This window comes from Lacticaseibacillus thailandensis DSM 22698 = JCM 13996, assembly GCF_001312865.1.
GTDB lineage: Bacteria > Bacillota > Bacilli > Lactobacillales > Lactobacillaceae > Lacticaseibacillus > Lacticaseibacillus thailandensis.
This window is the reverse complement of sequence record NZ_BBER01000001.1, coordinates 419,307-438,344: the sequence shown is the minus strand read 5'-3', so window position 1 is coordinate 438,344 and position 19,038 is coordinate 419,307. Positions and strand designations below refer to the sequence as shown.

The 19,038-nt window shown below is 53.7% G+C and carries 15 protein-coding genes, 1 other RNA gene and 5 pseudogenes; 18 read left to right on the top strand and 3 right to left on the bottom strand.

The genetic code is table 11. From position 1 onward, the window contains the following. Positions 1-16 precede the first annotated feature (16 nt). Positions 17-334, top strand: a complete 318-nt coding sequence (locus JCM13996_RS11420; protein WP_225353410.1) for a beta C-S lyase family protein — start codon at positions 17-19, stop codon at positions 332-334. A gap of 331 nt (positions 335-665) precedes the next feature. On the opposite strand, the pseudogene JCM13996_RS02155 reads toward JCM13996_RS11420, so the two are convergent. Together JCM13996_RS02155 and recU are read right to left on the bottom strand one after the other, a co-directional pair. Then, positions 666-2,970: pseudogene (locus JCM13996_RS02155) on the bottom strand (PBP1A family penicillin-binding protein). 25 nt (positions 2,971-2,995) lie between these two features. Then, positions 2,996-3,616 (bottom strand): Holliday junction resolvase RecU, encoded by a 621-nt coding sequence (recU, locus tag JCM13996_RS02150; RefSeq protein ID WP_054749418.1) that lies wholly within the window; start codon positions 3,614-3,616, stop codon positions 2,996-2,998. Positions 3,617-3,740: 124 nt separating this feature from the next. On the opposite strand from recU, the gene JCM13996_RS02145 reads away from it, so the two are divergent. From JCM13996_RS02145 to JCM13996_RS02120, 8 genes and pseudogenes are all read left to right on the top strand, one after another. Continuing rightward, a complete protein-coding gene (locus JCM13996_RS02145) occupies positions 3,741-4,313 on the top strand; it encodes an SLOG family protein (RefSeq protein ID WP_054749417.1) in 573 nt (190 codons plus the stop codon). A gap of 50 nt (positions 4,314-4,363) precedes the next feature. Beyond that, the gene (gpsB, locus tag JCM13996_RS02140; protein WP_054749416.1) at positions 4,364-4,750 is read left to right on the top strand and encodes a cell division regulator GpsB; all 387 of its coding nucleotides are present in this window, start codon (positions 4,364-4,366) and stop codon (positions 4,748-4,750) included. 40 nt (positions 4,751-4,790) lie between these two features. Next, an RNA gene (rnpB, locus tag JCM13996_RS10310) (RNase P RNA component class B) lies at positions 4,791-5,152 on the top strand. 365 nt (positions 5,153-5,517) lie between these two features. Then, entirely contained in the window at positions 5,518-5,976 is a 459-nt protein-coding gene (locus JCM13996_RS13085) for a THUMP domain-containing protein (protein ID WP_439646454.1), read from the top strand. Next, a complete protein-coding gene (locus tag JCM13996_RS02135) occupies positions 5,876-6,646 on the top strand; it encodes a THUMP domain-containing class I SAM-dependent RNA methyltransferase (RefSeq protein ID WP_439646453.1) in 771 nt (256 codons plus the stop codon). The genes JCM13996_RS13085 and JCM13996_RS02135 overlap by 101 nt, the downstream gene beginning before the upstream one ends. A gap of 91 nt (positions 6,647-6,737) precedes the next feature. Then, positions 6,738-8,638: pseudogene (locus tag JCM13996_RS02130) on the top strand (M13 family metallopeptidase). 345 nt (positions 8,639-8,983) lie between these two features. Continuing rightward, entirely contained in the window at positions 8,984-10,477 is a 1,494-nt protein-coding gene (locus tag JCM13996_RS02125) for a helix-turn-helix domain-containing protein (RefSeq protein ID WP_156321815.1), read from the top strand. After that, a complete protein-coding gene (locus JCM13996_RS02120) occupies positions 10,459-10,770 on the top strand; it encodes a hypothetical protein (protein WP_054749414.1) in 312 nt (103 codons plus the stop codon). Before JCM13996_RS02125 ends, JCM13996_RS02120 begins: the two co-directional genes overlap by 19 nt. A gap of 275 nt (positions 10,771-11,045) precedes the next feature. Here the strand turns inward: JCM13996_RS02120 and JCM13996_RS10305 are convergent, their stop codons facing one another. Continuing rightward, entirely contained in the window at positions 11,046-11,213 is a 168-nt protein-coding gene (locus tag JCM13996_RS10305; protein WP_082383758.1) for a ribonuclease HI, read from the bottom strand. Positions 11,214-11,244: 31 nt separating this feature from the next. Here JCM13996_RS10305 and JCM13996_RS02115 point away from each other — a divergent pair, with 31 nt between their 5' ends. The 9 genes and pseudogenes from JCM13996_RS02115 to JCM13996_RS12715 form a co-directional block, all read left to right on the top strand. Beyond that, positions 11,245-11,637: a hypothetical protein gene (locus JCM13996_RS02115; protein ID WP_056968987.1), complete on the top strand. Its 393-nt coding sequence runs from the start codon at positions 11,245-11,247 to the stop codon at positions 11,635-11,637. A gap of 47 nt (positions 11,638-11,684) precedes the next feature. After that, positions 11,685-13,355, top strand: a pseudogene (locus tag JCM13996_RS02110) (formate--tetrahydrofolate ligase). A gap of 143 nt (positions 13,356-13,498) precedes the next feature. Next, positions 13,499-13,957 carry a signal peptidase II gene (gene lspA / locus JCM13996_RS02105; protein ID WP_054749412.1) on the top strand — a complete coding sequence of 153 codons (459 nt, stop codon included), beginning with the start codon at positions 13,499-13,501 and terminating at the stop codon, positions 13,955-13,957. Positions 13,958-13,961: 4 nt separating this feature from the next. Beyond that, positions 13,962-14,867: an RluA family pseudouridine synthase gene (locus JCM13996_RS02100; protein ID WP_054749411.1), complete on the top strand. Its 906-nt coding sequence runs from the start codon at positions 13,962-13,964 to the stop codon at positions 14,865-14,867. 274 nt (positions 14,868-15,141) lie between these two features. After that, entirely contained in the window at positions 15,142-15,690 is a 549-nt protein-coding gene (gene pyrR, locus JCM13996_RS02095) for a bifunctional pyr operon transcriptional regulator/uracil phosphoribosyltransferase PyrR (RefSeq protein WP_054749410.1), read from the top strand. Then, positions 15,683-16,970 (top strand): annotated as a pseudogene (locus tag JCM13996_RS02090) (uracil-xanthine permease family protein). The gene pyrR and the pseudogene JCM13996_RS02090 overlap by 8 nt, the downstream one beginning before the upstream one ends. 27 nt (positions 16,971-16,997) lie before the next feature. Further along, positions 16,998-18,098, top strand: a complete 1,101-nt coding sequence (locus tag JCM13996_RS02085; RefSeq protein WP_054749409.1) for a carbamoyl phosphate synthase small subunit — start codon at positions 16,998-17,000, stop codon at positions 18,096-18,098. Continuing rightward, positions 18,091-18,582 carry a carbamoyl phosphate synthase preATP-grasp domain-containing protein gene (locus tag JCM13996_RS02080; protein ID WP_054749408.1) on the top strand — a complete coding sequence of 164 codons (492 nt, stop codon included), beginning with the start codon at positions 18,091-18,093 and terminating at the stop codon, positions 18,580-18,582. Before JCM13996_RS02085 ends, JCM13996_RS02080 begins: the two co-directional genes overlap by 8 nt. After that, positions 18,486-18,994: pseudogene (locus JCM13996_RS12715) on the top strand (ATP-binding protein); the annotation flags it as partial. The gene JCM13996_RS02080 and the pseudogene JCM13996_RS12715, both read left to right, overlap by 97 nt. Between the last annotated feature and the right edge of the window lie 44 nt (positions 18,995-19,038).

The following is a 19,038-nucleotide window of genomic DNA, read 5'->3' as shown; positions in this document are numbered from 1 at the left end:
CCATCAAGAAGACTGGTTGCGCCAACTGAATAACTATATTGACAACAACTTTGACTTCACCAAGCGGTTTTTGAAAGAAAACCTAGATTTGAATTATCAAATACCTTCTGCCACTTATTTGGGCTGGATCAATGTTTCGCCTTTAAATATCAGCATGAAACTACTTCAACACGAATTGGTTAAAAATCAAAAAGTAGCCATCATGGACGGCAGCGTTTATGGTAACGGAGGTCACAACTATTTGCGTTTCAATTTGGGCGCCCCCAAGAGCAAAATTGAGGACGGACTAAATCGATTGGCCAAAGCTGTCCATGCGATTCAGGACACACAATAAAAAGCTAACTCCGACAGAAAAAGCCGAAAGGTTTGAAGTTTGAAGGAAGAAGGAAAAAGCCGCCATTCATCATCCAATCATCATCTAAAAAAAGAATTTATACTCACAAATAAATCGGTGGTCGTCTTGTTGCATGTTATTTTGGACTCTACAACTGAATAGAATCTGTTTCTATTTATTAATAAAAAGCTATCATTAACAAAAGCTATAATAAAAGCTATCAAAAAGACTACGCTGTTCATGCTAAAAATCATCTACCAGAACAACCCACAGAAAAACCCAAAATTACCCCCGGGCCAACTAGCCGGGGGTAATTGCTGTCTAAACACCATTATTGTCCTTGTTGCACGCTACTTGCTGCAGCTCCAGCACCGTTAGATGATTGCTGAGCCGCTGGAGTTGATGCACTACTACTACTGGAGTTAGAACTTGCGCTTGACCTTGTGCTTGACGATGACGATGACGACGATTCGCTACTGCTACTGGAAGAGCTCGAACTTGAAGAACTGCTTGAGCTCGAACTGGAGCTGGATGAGCTATGCGAGCTCGAGGAAGACGACTTGCGTGAGCTAGAACTGCTAGTGTCGCTCACCTCATTGGCACCACTGGCGGCGGAACTGCCCCGCACAAACAGCTCAGAACTCTTCTTGCCCAGTACCGATACCGTCTTGCGCAGAACCGTATCTGGCTTTGTCCAGTTGGTGTTGCTTACGCCTTCGTCCTGGTATACGTAACTCATCAGGTACTTGTAAATGTATGCGGCAATGCGGTCCTGCGTGCCGGTCACTCCGTACTTAGTCGACTGGTCATAACCAGTCCAAACCGAGATGACGCGTTGCTTGGTATAGCCAGTAAACCAACTATCCTTCACGGCATCTTCAGCCTTGAGCATGGGGTTCTCTGCCAATACCGTGTCGGAATAATCCGTGGTCCCGGTCTTGGCTGCCGCGTACAGTCCCGAAATGGCGCCGGACGTCCCAGTACCTTTGGTCAGCACACCCTTGAGCATATCCGTGATCATGTAGGCGGTGTAACCAGACATGGCCCGCTTCCCCGTGGAACCATAGTGAGTGGTTAACCCGTCGGACGTGGTGATTTTCCGAATATACGTCGGTTTGTAATACGTCCCGCCATTGGCGAAGGCGCCGTAAGCACCCGCCTCGGTCAGGGTCGACATGCTGGCACCAATGGCCGCCGAGTAATACTGCTCATTCTTCGGCAGCGTTACCCCCAAGCCGGAAGCAAAGGTGAGGCTTTACTCAGCCCAACCTTGGCCAGCGTCTTGACCGCCGGAATGTTACGGGATTGCTCCAAGGCGGTGCGCATGGTCATCCGTCCATCATAACTGTTATCCCAGTCGTTAACGGCGGTATTCGTGCCAGGATAGTCATACGCGGAGTCATCCAAAATGGTGGCGGTGGATTCTTGCAGGTACTCAATGGCGGGACCATAGTCAAGAATTGGTTTCATCGTAGAACCATTGGACCGATCGGCCGCAATGGCCCGGTTATATGCGAGACGAACGTTACCGTTCTTGCGCCCACCAATTTGGGCCAGCACCTTACCGCTGTTAGGATTAGTCATCGTGACGGCCGTCTGAAACTTGTTGTCCGGGAAGGTGATGTACTCGTCACTATTAACCAAATTGTACAACCGGGTCTGGGCCTTCATGTCGAGGTTGGTGTAAATCTTCATCCCCGACGTGTAGGGGTTCTCCCCGGTCTTCTTCTTAACTTCCTTGATTACGCCAGTCACGTAACTATCAACGATTTTGTCGGTTTTGGTAGTGTTCTTCGTCGTCTGCGATTCGGACACCAACCCGCTACTAATGCTCGTGGCCTTGGCCTTTGCAGCCTCACTGGCGGAAATTTCCTTTTCCCGCAACATGGCGTTGATCACTTCGTTGCGCCGGGTCGTAGCAGCGGCCGGGTGTGCCACCGGATCGTACGAGGCCGGTGCTTGCGCGAGCCCAGCGATGAAGCCGTTTGGGCCAAAGTCAGTTGACTGAGCGACTTGTTGTAGTAATACTTTGCCGCCGTAGCCATCCCGTACTGACCGTGGTTCATGTACACCTTATTGATGTAAAATTCCAAAATCTGGGATTTACTGTAGTTGCGCTCCACCTTAAAGGCCAACCAAGCCTCCTGGGCTTTCCGCTTGAGGGTTTGGTCCGAAGCTTTAGTGGAAAAGTACGACAACTTCACCAACTGTTGCGTCAACGTACTAGCACCCTGGAGGTTACCAGAGTGGGTGAGGTCAGAAACCGCGGCTTGGGCGATTCGCAGCGGGTCGATCCCCAGTTTTTCGGAGTAGAAGTGCCGGTCTTCAATGGCCACCACCGCCTGTTTGAGCTGCTTAGGAATCTTATTGCTGGTAACGTAAGTCCGATTTTCTAGCCCCAGTGTCGTGATTTCTTTGCCCTGGGCATCATATAAGATGGAGCTACCATCACTCTTGAGTTTGGATTCAGAAAGGGTGGGGGCATCCTTGGCGTACCAAGCAAAAAGCCCCACACCCAGCAAGAAGAGCACGGCGACGACGCCAACTAACCACTTGATCAATCGCCGCCAAGTAAAGCCGCGCTTAGTCGGGGATTGCTTGGGTGTTGCGCGTTTTTGTGCACGTTTGCGCGCCATGCGCGATGGTTCTTGTTCGCTATGTTTAGCCACGTGGGGCACCTACTTTCTGTGATATCAACCAATCTACGCCGTCGAGATAAGGAATGCGCGGCTGGATCTTGGGCGTGAGTTCAAAACCGTCGCGTTCAATCGTCGCGAGGGTAATCGATTTACGACCACCGTGAGCTTGCGCGTCCCACGCCGCAATAAGTGGGGTAGCGGGGTACACAAAGAGCCGTTCCAACCGCACAAACCGCATCACCACAAAGCAAATACCGTCTTGCTGCAGGCACGCCCGCATGTGGTCGACCTGGTGTTGGTGGAAATTTTTGAGGGGAAAGCTGGCTTTGTTCTTGGTTTCTTTGGCTTCAAAGTCTAGGTAGTATCCGTGATAAATGCCGTTATAGTCGGTCGTGGATGGCGTCTTAAAGTAGCCTTCACGAATTACCGCCTTGCTGCGCTGCGGATAGTCAACTTTGACAATCTGAATGGGTGTGGGCTTTTTATGCACGACGGCCCGCCCAGTTTGTAGATAATAACGATTACTACCATTTAACTCGTCTTCAAGGGTCATACCCCGGCCGCCATACATGGTCGTATGCGCGTGCGGGGTCGACGCCGCGTGGTGCTGGTACGCGCCACCATTCGGATAATGTATAGTCATGTGCGTCACACTCCATAGGCTGATTATAACAAAAATTCTTCATACAAAGGGCACAAAACCGCCAGTAATAGGCCCAACCTTGAGCTATAATAAAGTTACGAGAATAGCAAAGGAGTCAGCGGAAATGCGTAAGCGCGTATGGGTCACCGGATACAGAGCCTATGAATTGTCCGTTTTTAATGACAACGACCCCAAAGTTGCTGTCATTAAATATTCGTTAAAGAGCCAGCTAAACCAATTACTGGACGAGGGTCTAGAGTGGATAATTACCGGTGGGCAGCCTGGTGTGGAGCAATGGGCTGCTGAGGTTGGTCTAGAACTCAAGCCTGATTATCCGCAGTTGCGGGTTGCTATCATGATTCCGTTCACCGACTTTGGTAACCGTTGGCAGGAAGAGCGCCAAGCCCAATTAGCTGCGCTACGTTCGCAGGTTGATTTCTCCGCGTCGGTGAGTGGCGCGCCCTACTCACAACCGCGACAACTCGTGAACTATGGTCAATTTATGAGTATGCACACGGATCTGGCCCTCATGATTTACGATCCCGAGTTTCCCGGGAAGGCGCAGTATGACTACGCCCGGGTGCAGCAACAGGCAGCAAGGCGGGATTATCCGCTAATGTTAACGACCATGGACGATTTACAGGAAGCAGCGAATGAATATGGGGAACTGCAAAATGACCGTTCCCAAAACGAATAGTTTATGATAAGGTTATTGATGGCCTGATTGATTATGAACGGGGTGGAACGATGGATTCACAAAATGACGGACAAATGAATGTCCACTATACGCCACAGGATATCTTGAACAAGCAGTTTAAGAGTAAGATGCGTGGGTACGACCAGGATGAAGTAGATTCGTTCCTCGATGACATCATCAAGGACTATGAAGCTTTTGAAAAGGAGCTCACTTCGACTAAGGAAGAAAACGCCCGGTTGATCAGTCGTGTGGACGAGTTGACTAAGCAGCTGAATGTTTCAAAGGGTGTCGCAGCGCAAACGCCACAGGCGAACGTCGCGGCAACGAACTATGATATTTTAAAGCGCTTGAGTAACTTGGAACGCCACGTATTTGGTAGCAAGTTGAGTGATGGTGGGGCACACGCCTCGACGCCCAACAACCAGCGTCCAGAGTAAATAGGTAGTTAACCAACTTACTAATGAGCTGGTACCTGTAAGTCTTGAGTAATCGCGGTCTACTTTGGTAGGCTGAGGAAAGTCCATGCCCGCACAGGCTGTGATGCCTGTAGTGTTCGTGCCAGGCCCAATAAGCTGGGTACCGTGCAAACGGTAACGGCGGCGGAAAGTGCTAAAGCTTCGGCCATGTGCAAGTACGTTTGAAAGTGCCACAGAGACGATGCCAACGGGAAACTGTTGGATTGGAACGCGGTAAACCCCGCGAGCGAGTAACCCAAACTTTGGTAGGGGCGCTTTGCCATGGGAATTGAACCAACGGCAAAGCAGTAGAAATACTGAGATAGATGATTACTGAAGGGTGACCTGCCTGAGGCCACCTGGAACAAAACATGGCTTATAGAGACTTACAGGCAGGCGGGGACCCAGTGATGGGTCCTCTATTTTTTTTACACAGCGAGTTGGCGCTTTAGCGCCTTACTCGCTGTTACTCGGAGGCTCCGCGCAGCTGAGCCGAGAGACTGTGGCCCGATACCAGTTAGTTGCCAGAACGAGAACAGTAACAGATCATATCCGCCCGGCTTGAGCACTTACTCTCCGCCACTCGGAGGCTCCGCGCAGCTGAGCCGAGAGACTGTGGCCCAATACCAGTTAGTTGCCAAAACAAGAGTAGCAATAGCTCGGGCTAGCGCTAATCGTCACCATAATTCGCGCCCCACCCAGAACACTGTTAAAATAGTCCATAGCATTAATAACGAGGAGAAAACAACATGCAATTTAAGTTGATGGCCACCATGGCCGCGGGGCTCGAAGCAGTCACCGCAAAAGAATTACAGCGTTTGGGCTACCAGACGCGCACAGAAAATGGGCGCGTCTACTTTGAAGGCGACGAAAGTGACATTGTCCGCACCAATGTGTGGTTGCGCTCAGCCGACCGGATCAAAATTATCTTGAAGCAGTTCAAGGTGCTCACCTTTGATGAACTGTTTGAAGGGGTTAAGGCTATTCCGTGGGCTGACTACCTGCCACTTGATGCCGCCTTCCCGGTCGCTGGCCGCGCCGTCCGCAGTAAGCTACATTCCGAGCCCGACGTTCAGGCCATCACTAAAAAAAGCGGTAGTGGAAAGTATGGCGACCACTTACCACCGGCACGGACGTCTACCAGAAACGGGCAACAAGTACCAGCTGGAGGTATCCATCCTGAAGGACATCGCCACCATTACAATTGACACGACGGGTAGCAGTCTATTCAAGCGGGGCTACCGGGTCGCCAAGGGCCCGGCACCACTCAAGGAAAACTTTGCTGCCGCGTTAGTCCTTCTCACTAATTGGCACAACAACATGCCATTTTATGACCCGACGACTGGTTCCGGAACCATCGCCATCGAAGCAGCGATGATTGCGCGCAACATGGCGCCCGGTCGCACCCGAGACTTTGCCTTTAGCGGCTTTAGTTTCATGGACCCCAAACTACTGGACCAGGAGCGTGAGCGGGCCGAAGCCGCCATCACTAATCCTGATTTAATAATGATCGGTGGCGATATCAACCAGGATATGATCGATATTGCACGGGTCAACGCCCAAAACGCCGGCGTACTGCATGACATTCAGTTTAAGCAGCTGGCCGTGAAGGACTTCAAAACCGATTTGGAAGATGGGGTCATCATTGCCAACCCACCATATGGTCAGCGCCTTCAAGATGCTGATGCCGCTGCGAAGATTGCCAAAGAAATGGGCGCGGTCTACGGACCACTTACCACCTGGAGTAAGTATATTCTCTCGGGCGATGCCAATTTTGAACGGTATTACGGCCACAAAGCGACAAAACGGCGCAAACTCTACAATGGGGCCATCAAGGTCGACCTGTACCAGTACTGGGGTCACCGGTCCCGTCATTAATTGAGGGTTGCGTTTATCCTCATAAATAGTAAAATTATGTTAATCGCTATCTAATTTAGTTTTAATTTATGAATGATAAGGGGGAGACAGAATGGCTGCAAAGAGCAGTTTTAAGGACGATTTGTACCTAGCAGTTAACGGTGAATGGGAGGCCACCGCCGTCATTCCTGATGACAAACCCACAACGGGTGGATTTAGCGACTTAGCCGATGGGGTTGAAAAGCACCTAATGGCTGATTTTGCCGCATTTCGCGACGGCCAGGCCACGCCGCCAAACGAATTGATTCAGCGAGCCACCGATTTGTACCGCATTGCCGGTGATTTTGGACGCCGTGACCAAGAAGGCATGGACCCCCTGACACCACGACTAGCCAAAATTGAACGGTTGGCCTCGCTCACGGCGTTGAACCAGCAGGCGGCGGATTGGGATCGTGACGGCTTGCCGCTACCGTTTAATATCGGTATTGAACCCGACATGAAGGACACCGCCAAAAACGCCGTGTACCTGTACGCATTGCCGACCATCTTGCCTGACACAACGTACTACGCTGAGGATAATCCAGCCAAGCAGCCACTATTAGCAGCTTACCGGCAGACCGCGGCAGGCCTACTCAGCCACACGAATCTAGATGACGACACCCAGTCGGCGTACATTGAAGCCACGCTCCGATTCGATGCCACCATTGCCGTGCACGTAAAGAGTAACGAGGACAAAGCCGACTACCCGTCACAGTACAACCCACAGGACCGAGCGACCGTGGCCCAAAAGATGGCCCCATTTGCCTGGGACGAGTACCTGCAGGACTTACTACCAAGTGAACCGCAACAGATTATCGTGACCGATCCAGGGTTCCTGGACGCCTTTGCCTCAATATACAATGACGACACCTTTACCGATTTTCGCGCTTGGGCCTACGTTAATGAGTTGCTCAGTGACGCCAGCTACCTTAGTGAGGAATTACGCCAGGTTGCCGGTACTTACCGCCGTGCCTTAACTGGATTATCGGCGCTGCCGAACCAGGATAAGTCTGCCTACCGCATCGCTAATCAGGTATTTAGCGAACCCATCGGTATTTACTATGGGCGCAAGTATTTTGGCGAAGCCGCGAAGGCTGACGTGACCAAGCTGGTACAGCGCATGATTGCCACCTACAAACAGCGCATCAGTGACAACGCGTGGATGTCGCAGCCAACTAAGGATAAAGCCATCGTGAAGCTCAACACCATGGTGCTGAAAATGGGATATCCGGACAAAGCTAACGAGCGTTACGACCACTTTCAGGTCGACAAGGATGCCAGCTTGTTAACCAACTTGCTGGCCATCCACCGTGCTGGTGCTGCTTACGCAGTCGCCCAGTTGGATCAGCCGTTGATCGCGGGGAGTGGGGCATGCCTGGACAATTGGTGAACGCATGCTATGACCCGTCACGTAACGACATTACGTTCCCCGCTGCAATCTTGCAGGCACCATTCTACAGCTTGGGACAAAGTAACTCGGAGAACTTTGGGGGCATCGGCGCCGTCATCGCGCACGAAATCTCACACGGCTTTGACAATAATGGGGCCAAATTTGATGAATTTGGCAACCTGAAAAACTGGTGGCAGGAATCCGACTACAAGGAATTCAAGCGCCTGACGCAGGCCATGATTGATGAATTTGACGGGCGCGATTACGCTGGCGGTAAGGTCAACGGCAAGTTGATCGTCAGTGAGAATATCGCCGACTTAGGTGGTATGGCGGCTGCGCTGTCGACGGCTCAGCAGGACGATAACGTGGACCTGAAAGCCTTCTTTACCAACTGGGGCCGTATTTGGCGGCAGAAAGCCCGGCCTGAATACGCCCAGTTGCTCCTGAGTAGCGACGTCCACGCACCCAACCGGTTACGGGCTAACATTCAGCCGCAGAACTTTGATGAGTGGTACACGACGTTTGATGTACAACCAGGGGACGGTATGTACCTGGAACCAGAGCGACGCGTGGCAATTTGGTAACTAACAATTGATTGTGGTTATCCCAATATGGGGTAGCCACTTTTTATGTCCGATCAAATTTATGTCCGATCAAAATGGGAGTAAGGTAATGGCGGCTAGATAGAAACTAGTTACGTGGCACAGGAATAACACTGCGCATGGATGTCTTGACACAATTTAGTCAATGTAAACGATAAGTTGAAGCCGATTTTTGCAGCTTTTGCAAATAAAATAGTCAAATACTGGAATTTTGGGCACTTTTGTTTGGCCTGTAGCACTGGGCTTCGTATAATCAAAGTACAGATAGTTAACGCTAGTGGGACAACCATTCACGAGGATGAGATACATGCTGCATACGAATTGTTTTTGAGCCAAAAAGAACTAGCCAAGCTCAATTTCTACCAAATGGTGATGGACCTGCCACCAAATGAGCGCACGTGCGCGCGGTTTGCCGACCAGCTGCGCGTCAGTACCACCACAATTTACCGGAACTGGCAAACCATCACGAACGACCTACACCAGTTTATCCGGCCCAATGAACAGCCACCCAAATTATTGGAGGCGAGTAGTGCACCACCGGAACACGACATTCCCGCCGCGCGCTATGCGGTGTATTTGATGCGCCATTCACTTGTGGGGGACTTTCTGCGGTCAGTCCTCACGCACCCAGAACGCACCCTCGACGATATCGCCAAGGCGCACGAACTGAGCACCAGCACGGCTACCCGCCGATTGCGGCCATTACGCAATTTCTTAGCTAAGTTTGACGTTAACCTGACGTACTCGCCCATTGGCATTGAAGGTTACGAACCAGTCGTACGGTTGACCCTCAGTCAGTTGATCTGGCAAATTGACCAAGACGGGGTGACCTTGTTCCCGTACGTGGAAGCACAGGCCCAGAAGGTTACGCGGCAATTACGGACAGCGCACCTAGTGGTCAACAATTGCCCGTTCCTGCGCGTCCAAAACATGGTCACGATTGCCATCCTCCGCAACCAGCAGGGCCACGCCATGCCCGCGTTGCCACCACTACACAAGATCCTACAGGTGACGGGGTACAACGGTATCGTTGGGACCCGTACTGAATTTGTAGCCAAGCATCCGGCTGATACCGCACTAATTCACCTCGAAAGTCTGCTCATTGGTAACTTTCACAGCGAAGCCGATCCCGACCTGCAACGCTTGCTGCAGTACCATAACAAATCCAACTCGGCCAGTTGGCGCCTGGTATCGGGAATCACCCAGCGGGCACGTACCCTAGTCGGTTTTAGTGGCTCCCACCGAAATAAAGTGCTCCTGGCCAACATGCTGGCGGTTACTGTTGTCCTGGAAATAATTGACCACAAGGTCCCGACATTTGACCCATTAGCCCTCGGCGGTCAGCGGCCAACATCACCAGCCCTCGAGCGAATGCTCAGACAATACTTTGCAACCTTACCACCGTCAATGGCTCGCTTTCAGCATATTGCGAGCAGCCTAATTGTCCGCTACATTCCGCTCATGACTAGTGTCGTCAATCTCGGTGTACCTACGATTGGCATTGCCCTGGACCCCGAACAAGAGCAACAAGTTTATTCCGCGCTGATTGAAATTGCGCGCAGCGTGCCCAGCGTCCAGATCGTGGCCAACCCCCGGGATGCTGACATCGTAGTGACCACGCGTCTCAACGCCGATCCCCGCTACTTTACGTTGGCACCTCATAGCCGTTCGTCATGGCTAGCCCTCGAAAAACGGGTCCATGATTGCGTAGGTCACAAAAGTGGGCTAGCCAAGCGCCCCGAGATTGCCTATACTGTTATCGAACGGGGTGAGTATAGTAATGAGCAAAAAGACGAAAAAAAATGGAGCAAGCAGTCCTAATTGATATGGACATCACGCTGATTGCGTCCGCTGAACGGCACGTTCAGGGGTTGGAAGGCCATAACGCCGTGTTGAACGCTGTCTTGGACGCTACTAAGAACGGGCTCGACGGGGTGGACGATTTGTTCCACGACGGTGGGATGGTTCGCGAAGATATTCGGGCCATCGCCACGGGCTTCTTGCGCGATGCCACTGACCTAGAGGGAACCGCCCTTGAAGACCGGGTGGACGAAATGGTGAGTGGGGCCGTCAAGTACCTGCACAGCCATCAAGGTGACTTTAAGAACATTTAATTACCACTGGCATAAAGGCCGGGCCCAACGGCCCGGCCTTTATTAGCTAAGATGCTGCTTCTGCCCGGTGCAACGCTGTTTGTGCGAGCTCATGAGCACGACGATTGACGTGATCATTTTGCCAGGTGGGAATCACCAGGGTGATCTGATCAGCCAGCGCCATAATCCGCGCCACTTCGGCGGCAAAGTGCTTGGCATAGCGTTTGTCCAGGCGTCCACGACAATCTGGCTATCGGTAATCAGCGCCACTTGTTCGTGCTGCCAACCGCGATCAATCACGCTTGCAGACCCAAGGCAGCAGCCTGAAACTCAGCTTGATGATTCGTCATGACGGCCAGGGGCGTACTCAGTTCAACAGTATCACCATGACCAACAATCAGGATACCAGCACCACTAGGCCCCGGGTTGCCTTTTGTAGCTGCATCTGTGTACAATTTAAGCATTGAAATCTCCTTGAGAATGGAAAGTGATTATTTGAAACACCAACTAGCATACCAACCAGCGCCGGTCGATTGCGTGATTTTTTGGGGACTCATCGTGGCGGGACTAGGTTTGACGGCCGTCGTCCAGTTGGAGCTCCTCGGTTTGTCACCCATCACGTTAGCCATTGGTGCCGTGACCGTCATTTGTGCTTTAGCCCAACTGTGGCGTTACCGTATCAGCGTTACCGCGCACACCATCAGGTTAGGCCGGGTCCTACCCGGCAATTCCATTATTTTGGATACAAACCAGGTGACTATTCAGGTCCAGGGGCCGCACACACTGATTTTTAACACTCAGCGTTATGGGGTGCTCACCATTTCTACGTGGCGGCGCTCCAGCGTGGTCGCCAGCCAACTACAGGCGTGGTTAACCACCACTAAATAAACCATCAAGTCGCAACGCAGTCAACTCACAGAGTGGAGGTATTTTCCGTGGAAGATATTGAAATTGCCCAGCGTAATGAAGCCAACGAAATTCAACCCATCACCAAAATTGCGGCCGACCTCGGCTTAACTGCCGACGAGGTTGAGCAGTACGGACCGTACAAAGCCAAAATCAGCACCGCGGCTTTGCAACGAATGCGGAAGCGCCCCAACGGCAAGTTGGTGTTAGTCACGGCCATTAACCCTACACCTGCGGGGGAGGGCAAATCAACCGTGGCTGTGGGCCTAGCCGACGCGATGCACCGTATGGGTCAAAAAGCTGTCCTCGCGTTGCGTGAACCATCCCTCGGCCCCGTTATGGGCATGAAGGGGGGCGCTACCGGTGGCGGCTACGCCCAGGTGGTGCCAATGGCTGACATTAACCTCCACTTTACCGGCGATATGCATGCCCTGACGAGTGCGGTCAACACGCTGGCAGCATTGATCGATAACCACTTGCAGCAGGGCAACGCGCTACACATTGACCCGCGACGTATCCAGTGGAAACGGGTGCTCGACATTAATGACCGTGCGTTGCGCCACGTGAACATTGGTCTGGGTGGCCCCACGTCGGGCGTGCCCCGTGAAGACGGCTTTGACATTACCGTCGCTAGTGAACTGATGGCCGTGTTGTGCCTAGCTGAAGACCTCGCCGACCTCAAACAACGCATTGCGCGTATCGTGGTGGCCTACACCTACGACCGCACGCCCGTGACCGTGGACATGCTGGGGGTAACCGGGGCAATCACGATGTTGCTCAAGGACGCCATCAAACCCAACCTGGTACAGACGCTGGAGCACACCCCGGTCCTGATTCACGGCGGCCCCTTTGCCAACATTGCGCACGGCTGCAACTCCGTCGTAGCCACGCGCACCGCGCTCGAATTAGGCGACGTGGCCATTACCGAAGCCGGCTTTGGGGCCGACCTCGGTGCGGAAAAATTCCTCGACATCAAAGCTCCGGTGCTCGGCAAGACGCCAGACGCCGTAGTCCTGGTCGCCACGTTACGTGCCCTTAAGTATAACGGTGGCGTCGCTCGGCGGGACCTACAAGCTACTGATCCCGCGGCGGTGCGGGCCGCTTTGCCAACCTACAGCGGCACATCCACAACCTCCAGCAATACGGCTTGCCCGTGGTGGTGGCCATCAACGCCTTTGCCAATGACGACCCCGCAGAAATGCAACTGGTCCAAGACCTCTGTGCGGATCAGGGGGTCAAAGCCGTGCCGGTCACCGTCTGGGCGGATGGGGCGCCGGTGGGGCCGCTTTGGCAACGGCCGTCAATGACGCCCTCAGTACCCAGCACCAATTCCAGCCACTGTACACCGACACCATGCCGGTGGAGGATAAAATCCAGACGGTGGTGCAGAAAATTTATGGTGGCCGCGACGTCGCGTACGCCCGCAAAGCGCAGCGCGCCCTCAAAACCATTAAGGCCAACGGGTGGGACCATCTTCCGATTTGCGTAGCCAAAACCCAGTACTCCTTCTCTGACGACCCCAAGCTACTGGCGCCCCAACTAACTTCACCATCCACGTGAGTGATATCATCCCCAAAGTGGGGGCCGGCTTCCTGGTCGTCATGACCGGAACCGTGCTAACGATGCCCGGGCTGCCCAAGCACCCGGCGGCCAATGATATCGATATCGACGCTAACGGCCACATTACCGGTTTGTTCTAAACCAGGCCGTTAATAGGCTCGCAGCAACCGCACGTACGGGGAAGTATGCTACAATCAATTCAAGCCGAAACGTCCCGGTCCGACTGACCCAGTGATGGTTGGACGGCCGGGACTTTTCTTTGCACTGTAGGAGGATTACCAGTTTGATTATCTACGTTTTGATTGCCATCGCGCTGATTGTTATCGACCAGTTAGTGAAGGCTTGGGTGGTCGCCCATGTCGCTTTAGGGGGCTACGCAACCTTCATTCCTGGCATTGTGAGCATCACGCACATCAAAAATACGGGCGCCGCATGGAGCATGTTCCAGGGCCAACAATGGTTCTTTTACATTGTGACCCTGATTGCACTCGCCGTCGTGGTATGGCTGTGGCGTGATAGCGCCCACAAGCCGTTTTACCGGCTTGGTCTGACCCTGATTACGGCGGGGGCGTTGGGTAACTTTATCGACCGGGTGCACCAACACTTTGTCACCGATATGTTCCAACTCGACTTTGTGAATTTCCCGATTTTTAACGTGGCGGACATGTGTCTCACGGTCGGGGTCGTGCTAGTCATCATCTACGTACTCCTGCTGGATGGCCGGGAACGGCGGGGGAGGTAAGCGCATGAAACTCACGATGATGGTTACCACCGAACATGGTCGCCTGGATCGCGTGATTACGGATTACTTCGACGACGTCACGCGGTCACAGGCGGACAAATGGCTTCACGCCGGGTTGGTCACGGTTAACGGCCGTCCCGCCAAGGCTAGTTACAAAGTGGCGGCAGATGACCAAATCGTCATTGCGGCGCCAGAGCCGACCGTACTCAGTGCCAAGCCACAAAATATCCCCCTCGACATCGTCTATGAAGATGACGACGTGCTGGTAGTCAACAAACCGCAGGGCATGGTCGTACACCCAGCTCCGGGGCATCCCGATGGCACCTTGGTTAACGGCTTGATGTACCACACCACGCTGTCACCCATTAACGGGGTATTGCGTCCCGGCATCGTACACCGCATCGATAAGGACACGTCTGGACTGCTGATGGTGGCAAAGACGGCGACGGCCCACCAAAGCTTAGCCGCACAGCTGAAGGCGAAGACCACGGACCGCGAATACCTTGCCATTGTCCACGGCAATATCAAGGAGGCCACGGGGACGATTGACGCACCACTGGGTCGGGACCCGAAGAACCGTAAAAAGCACGCGGTGGTGCCGAACGGTCGCCACGCGGTCACGCATTTCGAGGTCGTGGAACGTTTTGGTAGCTACACGCTGGTCAAGTGCCGACTGGAAACGGGGCGGACCCACCAGATTCGGGTGCATATGGCGTACATTAAGCATCCGGTAGCAGGGGACCCGTTGTACGGCCCCAAGCACACGCTACCAGGAAATGGTCAGTACCTGCACGCCGCGACGCTCGGGTTTACGCACCCCGTAACGGGTCAACACCTCGAGTTTAGCGCCCCGTTACCGGACTACTTTGAAGCGATGCTGACGCGGTTGCGGTATGGCGCCTTCAATTAGGCCTACCGCATAAACGTCCGGGAAACCGTTGACAAGGTGCCTTCACTCAACTAGACTTAAACCAATTAAATATTTGCCTTTAACTAAGTCCAGAGAGGCTTGGAAGGAATCGTGCCTCCGCGGGGGCAACTAGGTCGCAGAGCGCCTTCCATCCAGAATCGGGACGGGGGCGTTTTTTTTATCGCGCGTTATCGCGCGGAGCCCCCAGGTTAAAGACCATACCATCAACTAGAGCAAGCACTTGTTCCAGGTTGGTCAAAGGAGGAACTATTTTATGTCCAAAGAAGTTGTCGACGCTGTCACCATGCAGCGCGCACTGACACGCATTACATACGAAATTATCGAACGCAACAAGGGTTTGCGGGACCTCGTCTTTGTAGGAATCAAAACTCGCGGGGTGTACTTAGCTCAGCGCCTGGCGACGCGCATGGCCCAACTAGAAAACGTGACCGTGCCCGTGGGCTCCCTCGATATCAGCAACTACCGGGATGACCGGGAACCAGCCGATGGCAACGCCGCCGTCGATACCAGCGAGCTACCCGCCAAAATTAACGGGCAACACGTCATTTTGGTGGACGACGTGCTCTACACCGGCCGCACCATTCGCGCAGCGCTCGACGCCTTGATGGCATACGGGCGGCCGCGCATGATCTCCCTGGCAGTACTGGTCGACCGCGGTCACCGCGAATTACCGATCCGTCCTGACTTTGTGGGCAAAAATATTCCGACGGCCCTCGATGAACAAATCAAAGTCAACGTCAGCGAAATCGACGGTCATGACGGCATCACCATTAGCAACGGCAAGGAGGCCCACCATGAGTAAAACTAACCCTAATGACGGCATCGTCCTAGGTATTCACGACCGACCGACTTTCGGCCAGTGGGTCGGGCTGTCCATTCAGCACCTCTTTGCCATGTTCGGTTCCACCGTATTGGTGCCGCTGATGGTCGGTATGGATCCGTCCATCGCGCTGTTTAGCAGTGGCGTCGGGACGCTCATGTACATCCTCATTACCCGTGGCAAGATTCCTGCCTACATGGGTAGTTCGTTCAGCTTCATCACGGTCATGGCTGCACTCATGAAGGGGGCCGGCTATCCGGCAATTGCCCAGGGTGTTGTGGCAGTCGGCGTAGTATACTTAATAGTGGCTTGATTGTGAACGCCGTCGGCAGCAAGTGGATCGACCGGGCCTTACCACCAGTCGTGGTGGGTCCCATCGTGATGGTTATCGGGCTGTCGCTAGCATCCACGGCCGCAACCGACGCAACTATGCGGACCACGGCCAGTGGCGGCAGCGTGTACGACCTGCGCTACTTTGCCGTAGCTATGATCACTTTGGCACTGACGATTATTTACAACATGTTCCTCAAGCGTTTCATTAGCCTGCTACCGATCCTGTTGGGCATCATCAGTGGCTACATTGTGGCCATTTGTTTCGGTTTGGTCAATTTTAGCACGGTCGCCCAGGCACACTGGTTCAGCTTGCCACACTTTCAGATCCCCTTTGTGACGTACCACCGCAATTTTATTGGGGAGCAATTCTGTCCATGGCACCAATTGCGTTCGTCACGATGACCGAGCACATGGGCCACATCATGGTACTGAATAAGTTGACCAACCAAAACTTCTTTAAGGACCCCGGCCTCAACCACACACTCGCTGGTGACGGGACCGCGTCCATCATTGCGGGCCTTGTTGGCGGTCCGGCCGTCACGTCTTATGGTGAAAACATTGGCGTTATTGCCATGACCAAGGTCCAAAGTGTCTGGGTCCTCGGCGGGGCGGGGTTCTTCGCCATCGTCTTTGCCTTTATTGGCAAGCTATCCGCCTTGATCGAATCTATTCCCGGACCCGTTATTGGGGGCATTAGTTTCCTGCTCTTTGGGGTGATTGCTAGTAACGGGCTGCGGGTGTTGATCGACAATCACGTCGATTTCAACCGTAAACGTAACCTGATGATTGCCTCGACCATCCTGGTTATCGGCATTGGTGGCGCTAGCCTGCAATTTGCTGGCTACACGTTCTCCGGTTTGGCCGTAGCGACGGTGCTAGGAATCGTGCTCAACTTTGTTTTGCCCGCCAAGGCCGCTAATGAACAATAAATTTTCCATCCAAAAGGGGTGAACCCCATGCAACGCTATCTTATTCTCGAAGACGGTACCGCGTTTGTCGGCACCGGCTTTGGTGCGTCCATCGTTTCGTCCGGTGAACTGGTGATTCAAACCGGTATGACTGGCTACCAGGAAACCATCACCGACAAAGTAAACACCGGCTGCATCATTGCCTTCACGGCACCGACCATCGGCATGGTCGGCATTAACCGTGATGATTACGAAAGCATTGACCCATCCGTGCGTGGTGTCGTCGTGAACGAACTTGCCCAGGTGACCGCCCACCAGGGAGGTAAAATGTCCCTGGCGGAGTTTCTCAGCCAACTGGGCATCCCTGGCATTACACATATTGACGTCCGGGCACTGCGTCGGCATATCGACGCGACCGGTCCACAAAAAGCCAGCATTGTGGACGCAGCTGACGAGCACGCCTTTGACCAGTTACGGGCGCTCGTGCTGCCCCACAACCAGGTGCAGCAAGTTTCCACCGAGCGGCCATACCCGTCACCGGGTACCGGCCGCAACATCGTGGTCGTCGACTTTGGCCTCAAACACAGCTTATTGCGCGAGTTCGCCGTTCGTGACTGCAACCTGACCATTGTACCGGCTACGACTTCCGCCGATCGCATTCTCACCCTGGATCCGGACGGGGTCGTGCTCAGTGACGGGCCCGGCGATCCGGAGGACACCCAAAACGCGTTGCCGATGATCCATGGCATTCAAGGACACTTACCGCTCCTCGCAATTGGTCTTGGCTACGAACTGTTCGCCATGGCCAATGGTGCCACCACAAAGCGGCTCGCACATGAACACCACGGCCTCAACTTTGCCGTGCGCGAAGTGGCCACCGGCCGTATCGACATCACGTCGCATGATCACAGCTTCACCGTGGACCCGGCTAGCCTAGAACACAACGACCAACTGCTGATTACGCACCTGAACATCCTCGACAAAACGGTGGAGGGGTTACGGCACCGCCAGTACCCTGCATTTGGTGTGCAATTTCAGCCAGAAGGTGCGCCGGGTAGCAAGGATGCCGATCACGTGCTGACCGAATTTATGGAATTAATTGACGCTGAGCAATCCAAAGCTGAGAAGGGGGCCAACCAGCATGAGTAATACCGTACAAAACATTCTGGTCATTGGGACTGGCCCCGTGGGTTCGGCCCAACCGACCTCCTTTCCAGCCGCCGTCGCGACCGCTTGTCAGGTTCTGACCGCCGCTGGGAAGGACGTAACGCTGGTGACCAGCGACCCCAACGCGCCACGGGACAACCACATCGCTAGTCGTATCTTTGTGGCGCCCTTAACGGTGGAATTCATCAGTCAGGTGATTCGACGTGAACGGCCTGACGCCATTTTGGGTACCATTGGGGGACAAAGTGCCGTGCACATCCTCCGGCAAGTGCAGCAAAGTGGCCTCCTGCGTCAGCTACACATTCCGGTGCTTGATACCACCGATACCATTCTTAATACACTGGAGGACGGCGAAGCTTTCGGCACTTCCTGGGTGAACAACACCTACCCAACCCCGAATCGACATACATCAAGGTTGATAGCCAAGCCACTGAAGTTGCCGACAAGATCGGTTACCCCGTGCTGATGCGGCGGGGCGCCAACCGGGGCATTGCCAACAACGCCGACGAACTACGGCAGTTGATCAGCACGACCGACCACTGGGGCAGACTCCGTATTGAACGGGCCATCAATGGTTTGAAGGCCGTGGAGTGCGTCCTGGTGCGTGATAATAACAACACCAAGTTGCTGATTGGAACGAGTGAAAACTTTGACCCGGTGGGGGTAAACCCCGCCAACACGATCGTCTTGTCACCGGCACAAACCATTACCGACCGTGAACGCAACGTGCTACGAGCCGCCGCTTTCCGGGTACTAGACGCCTGGATATCCGGGGGACGGCCACGTTTTCCTTTGCCCTGGATGAGACTAGCAACGACTGGTACCTACTCAAAGTGCGGGTGGGGACCACCTGGGCTACCGAACTTTCCCAGGCGGCGACGGCCTACCCCGTCACGGAGGTGTCCACCCAGATTGCGCTGGG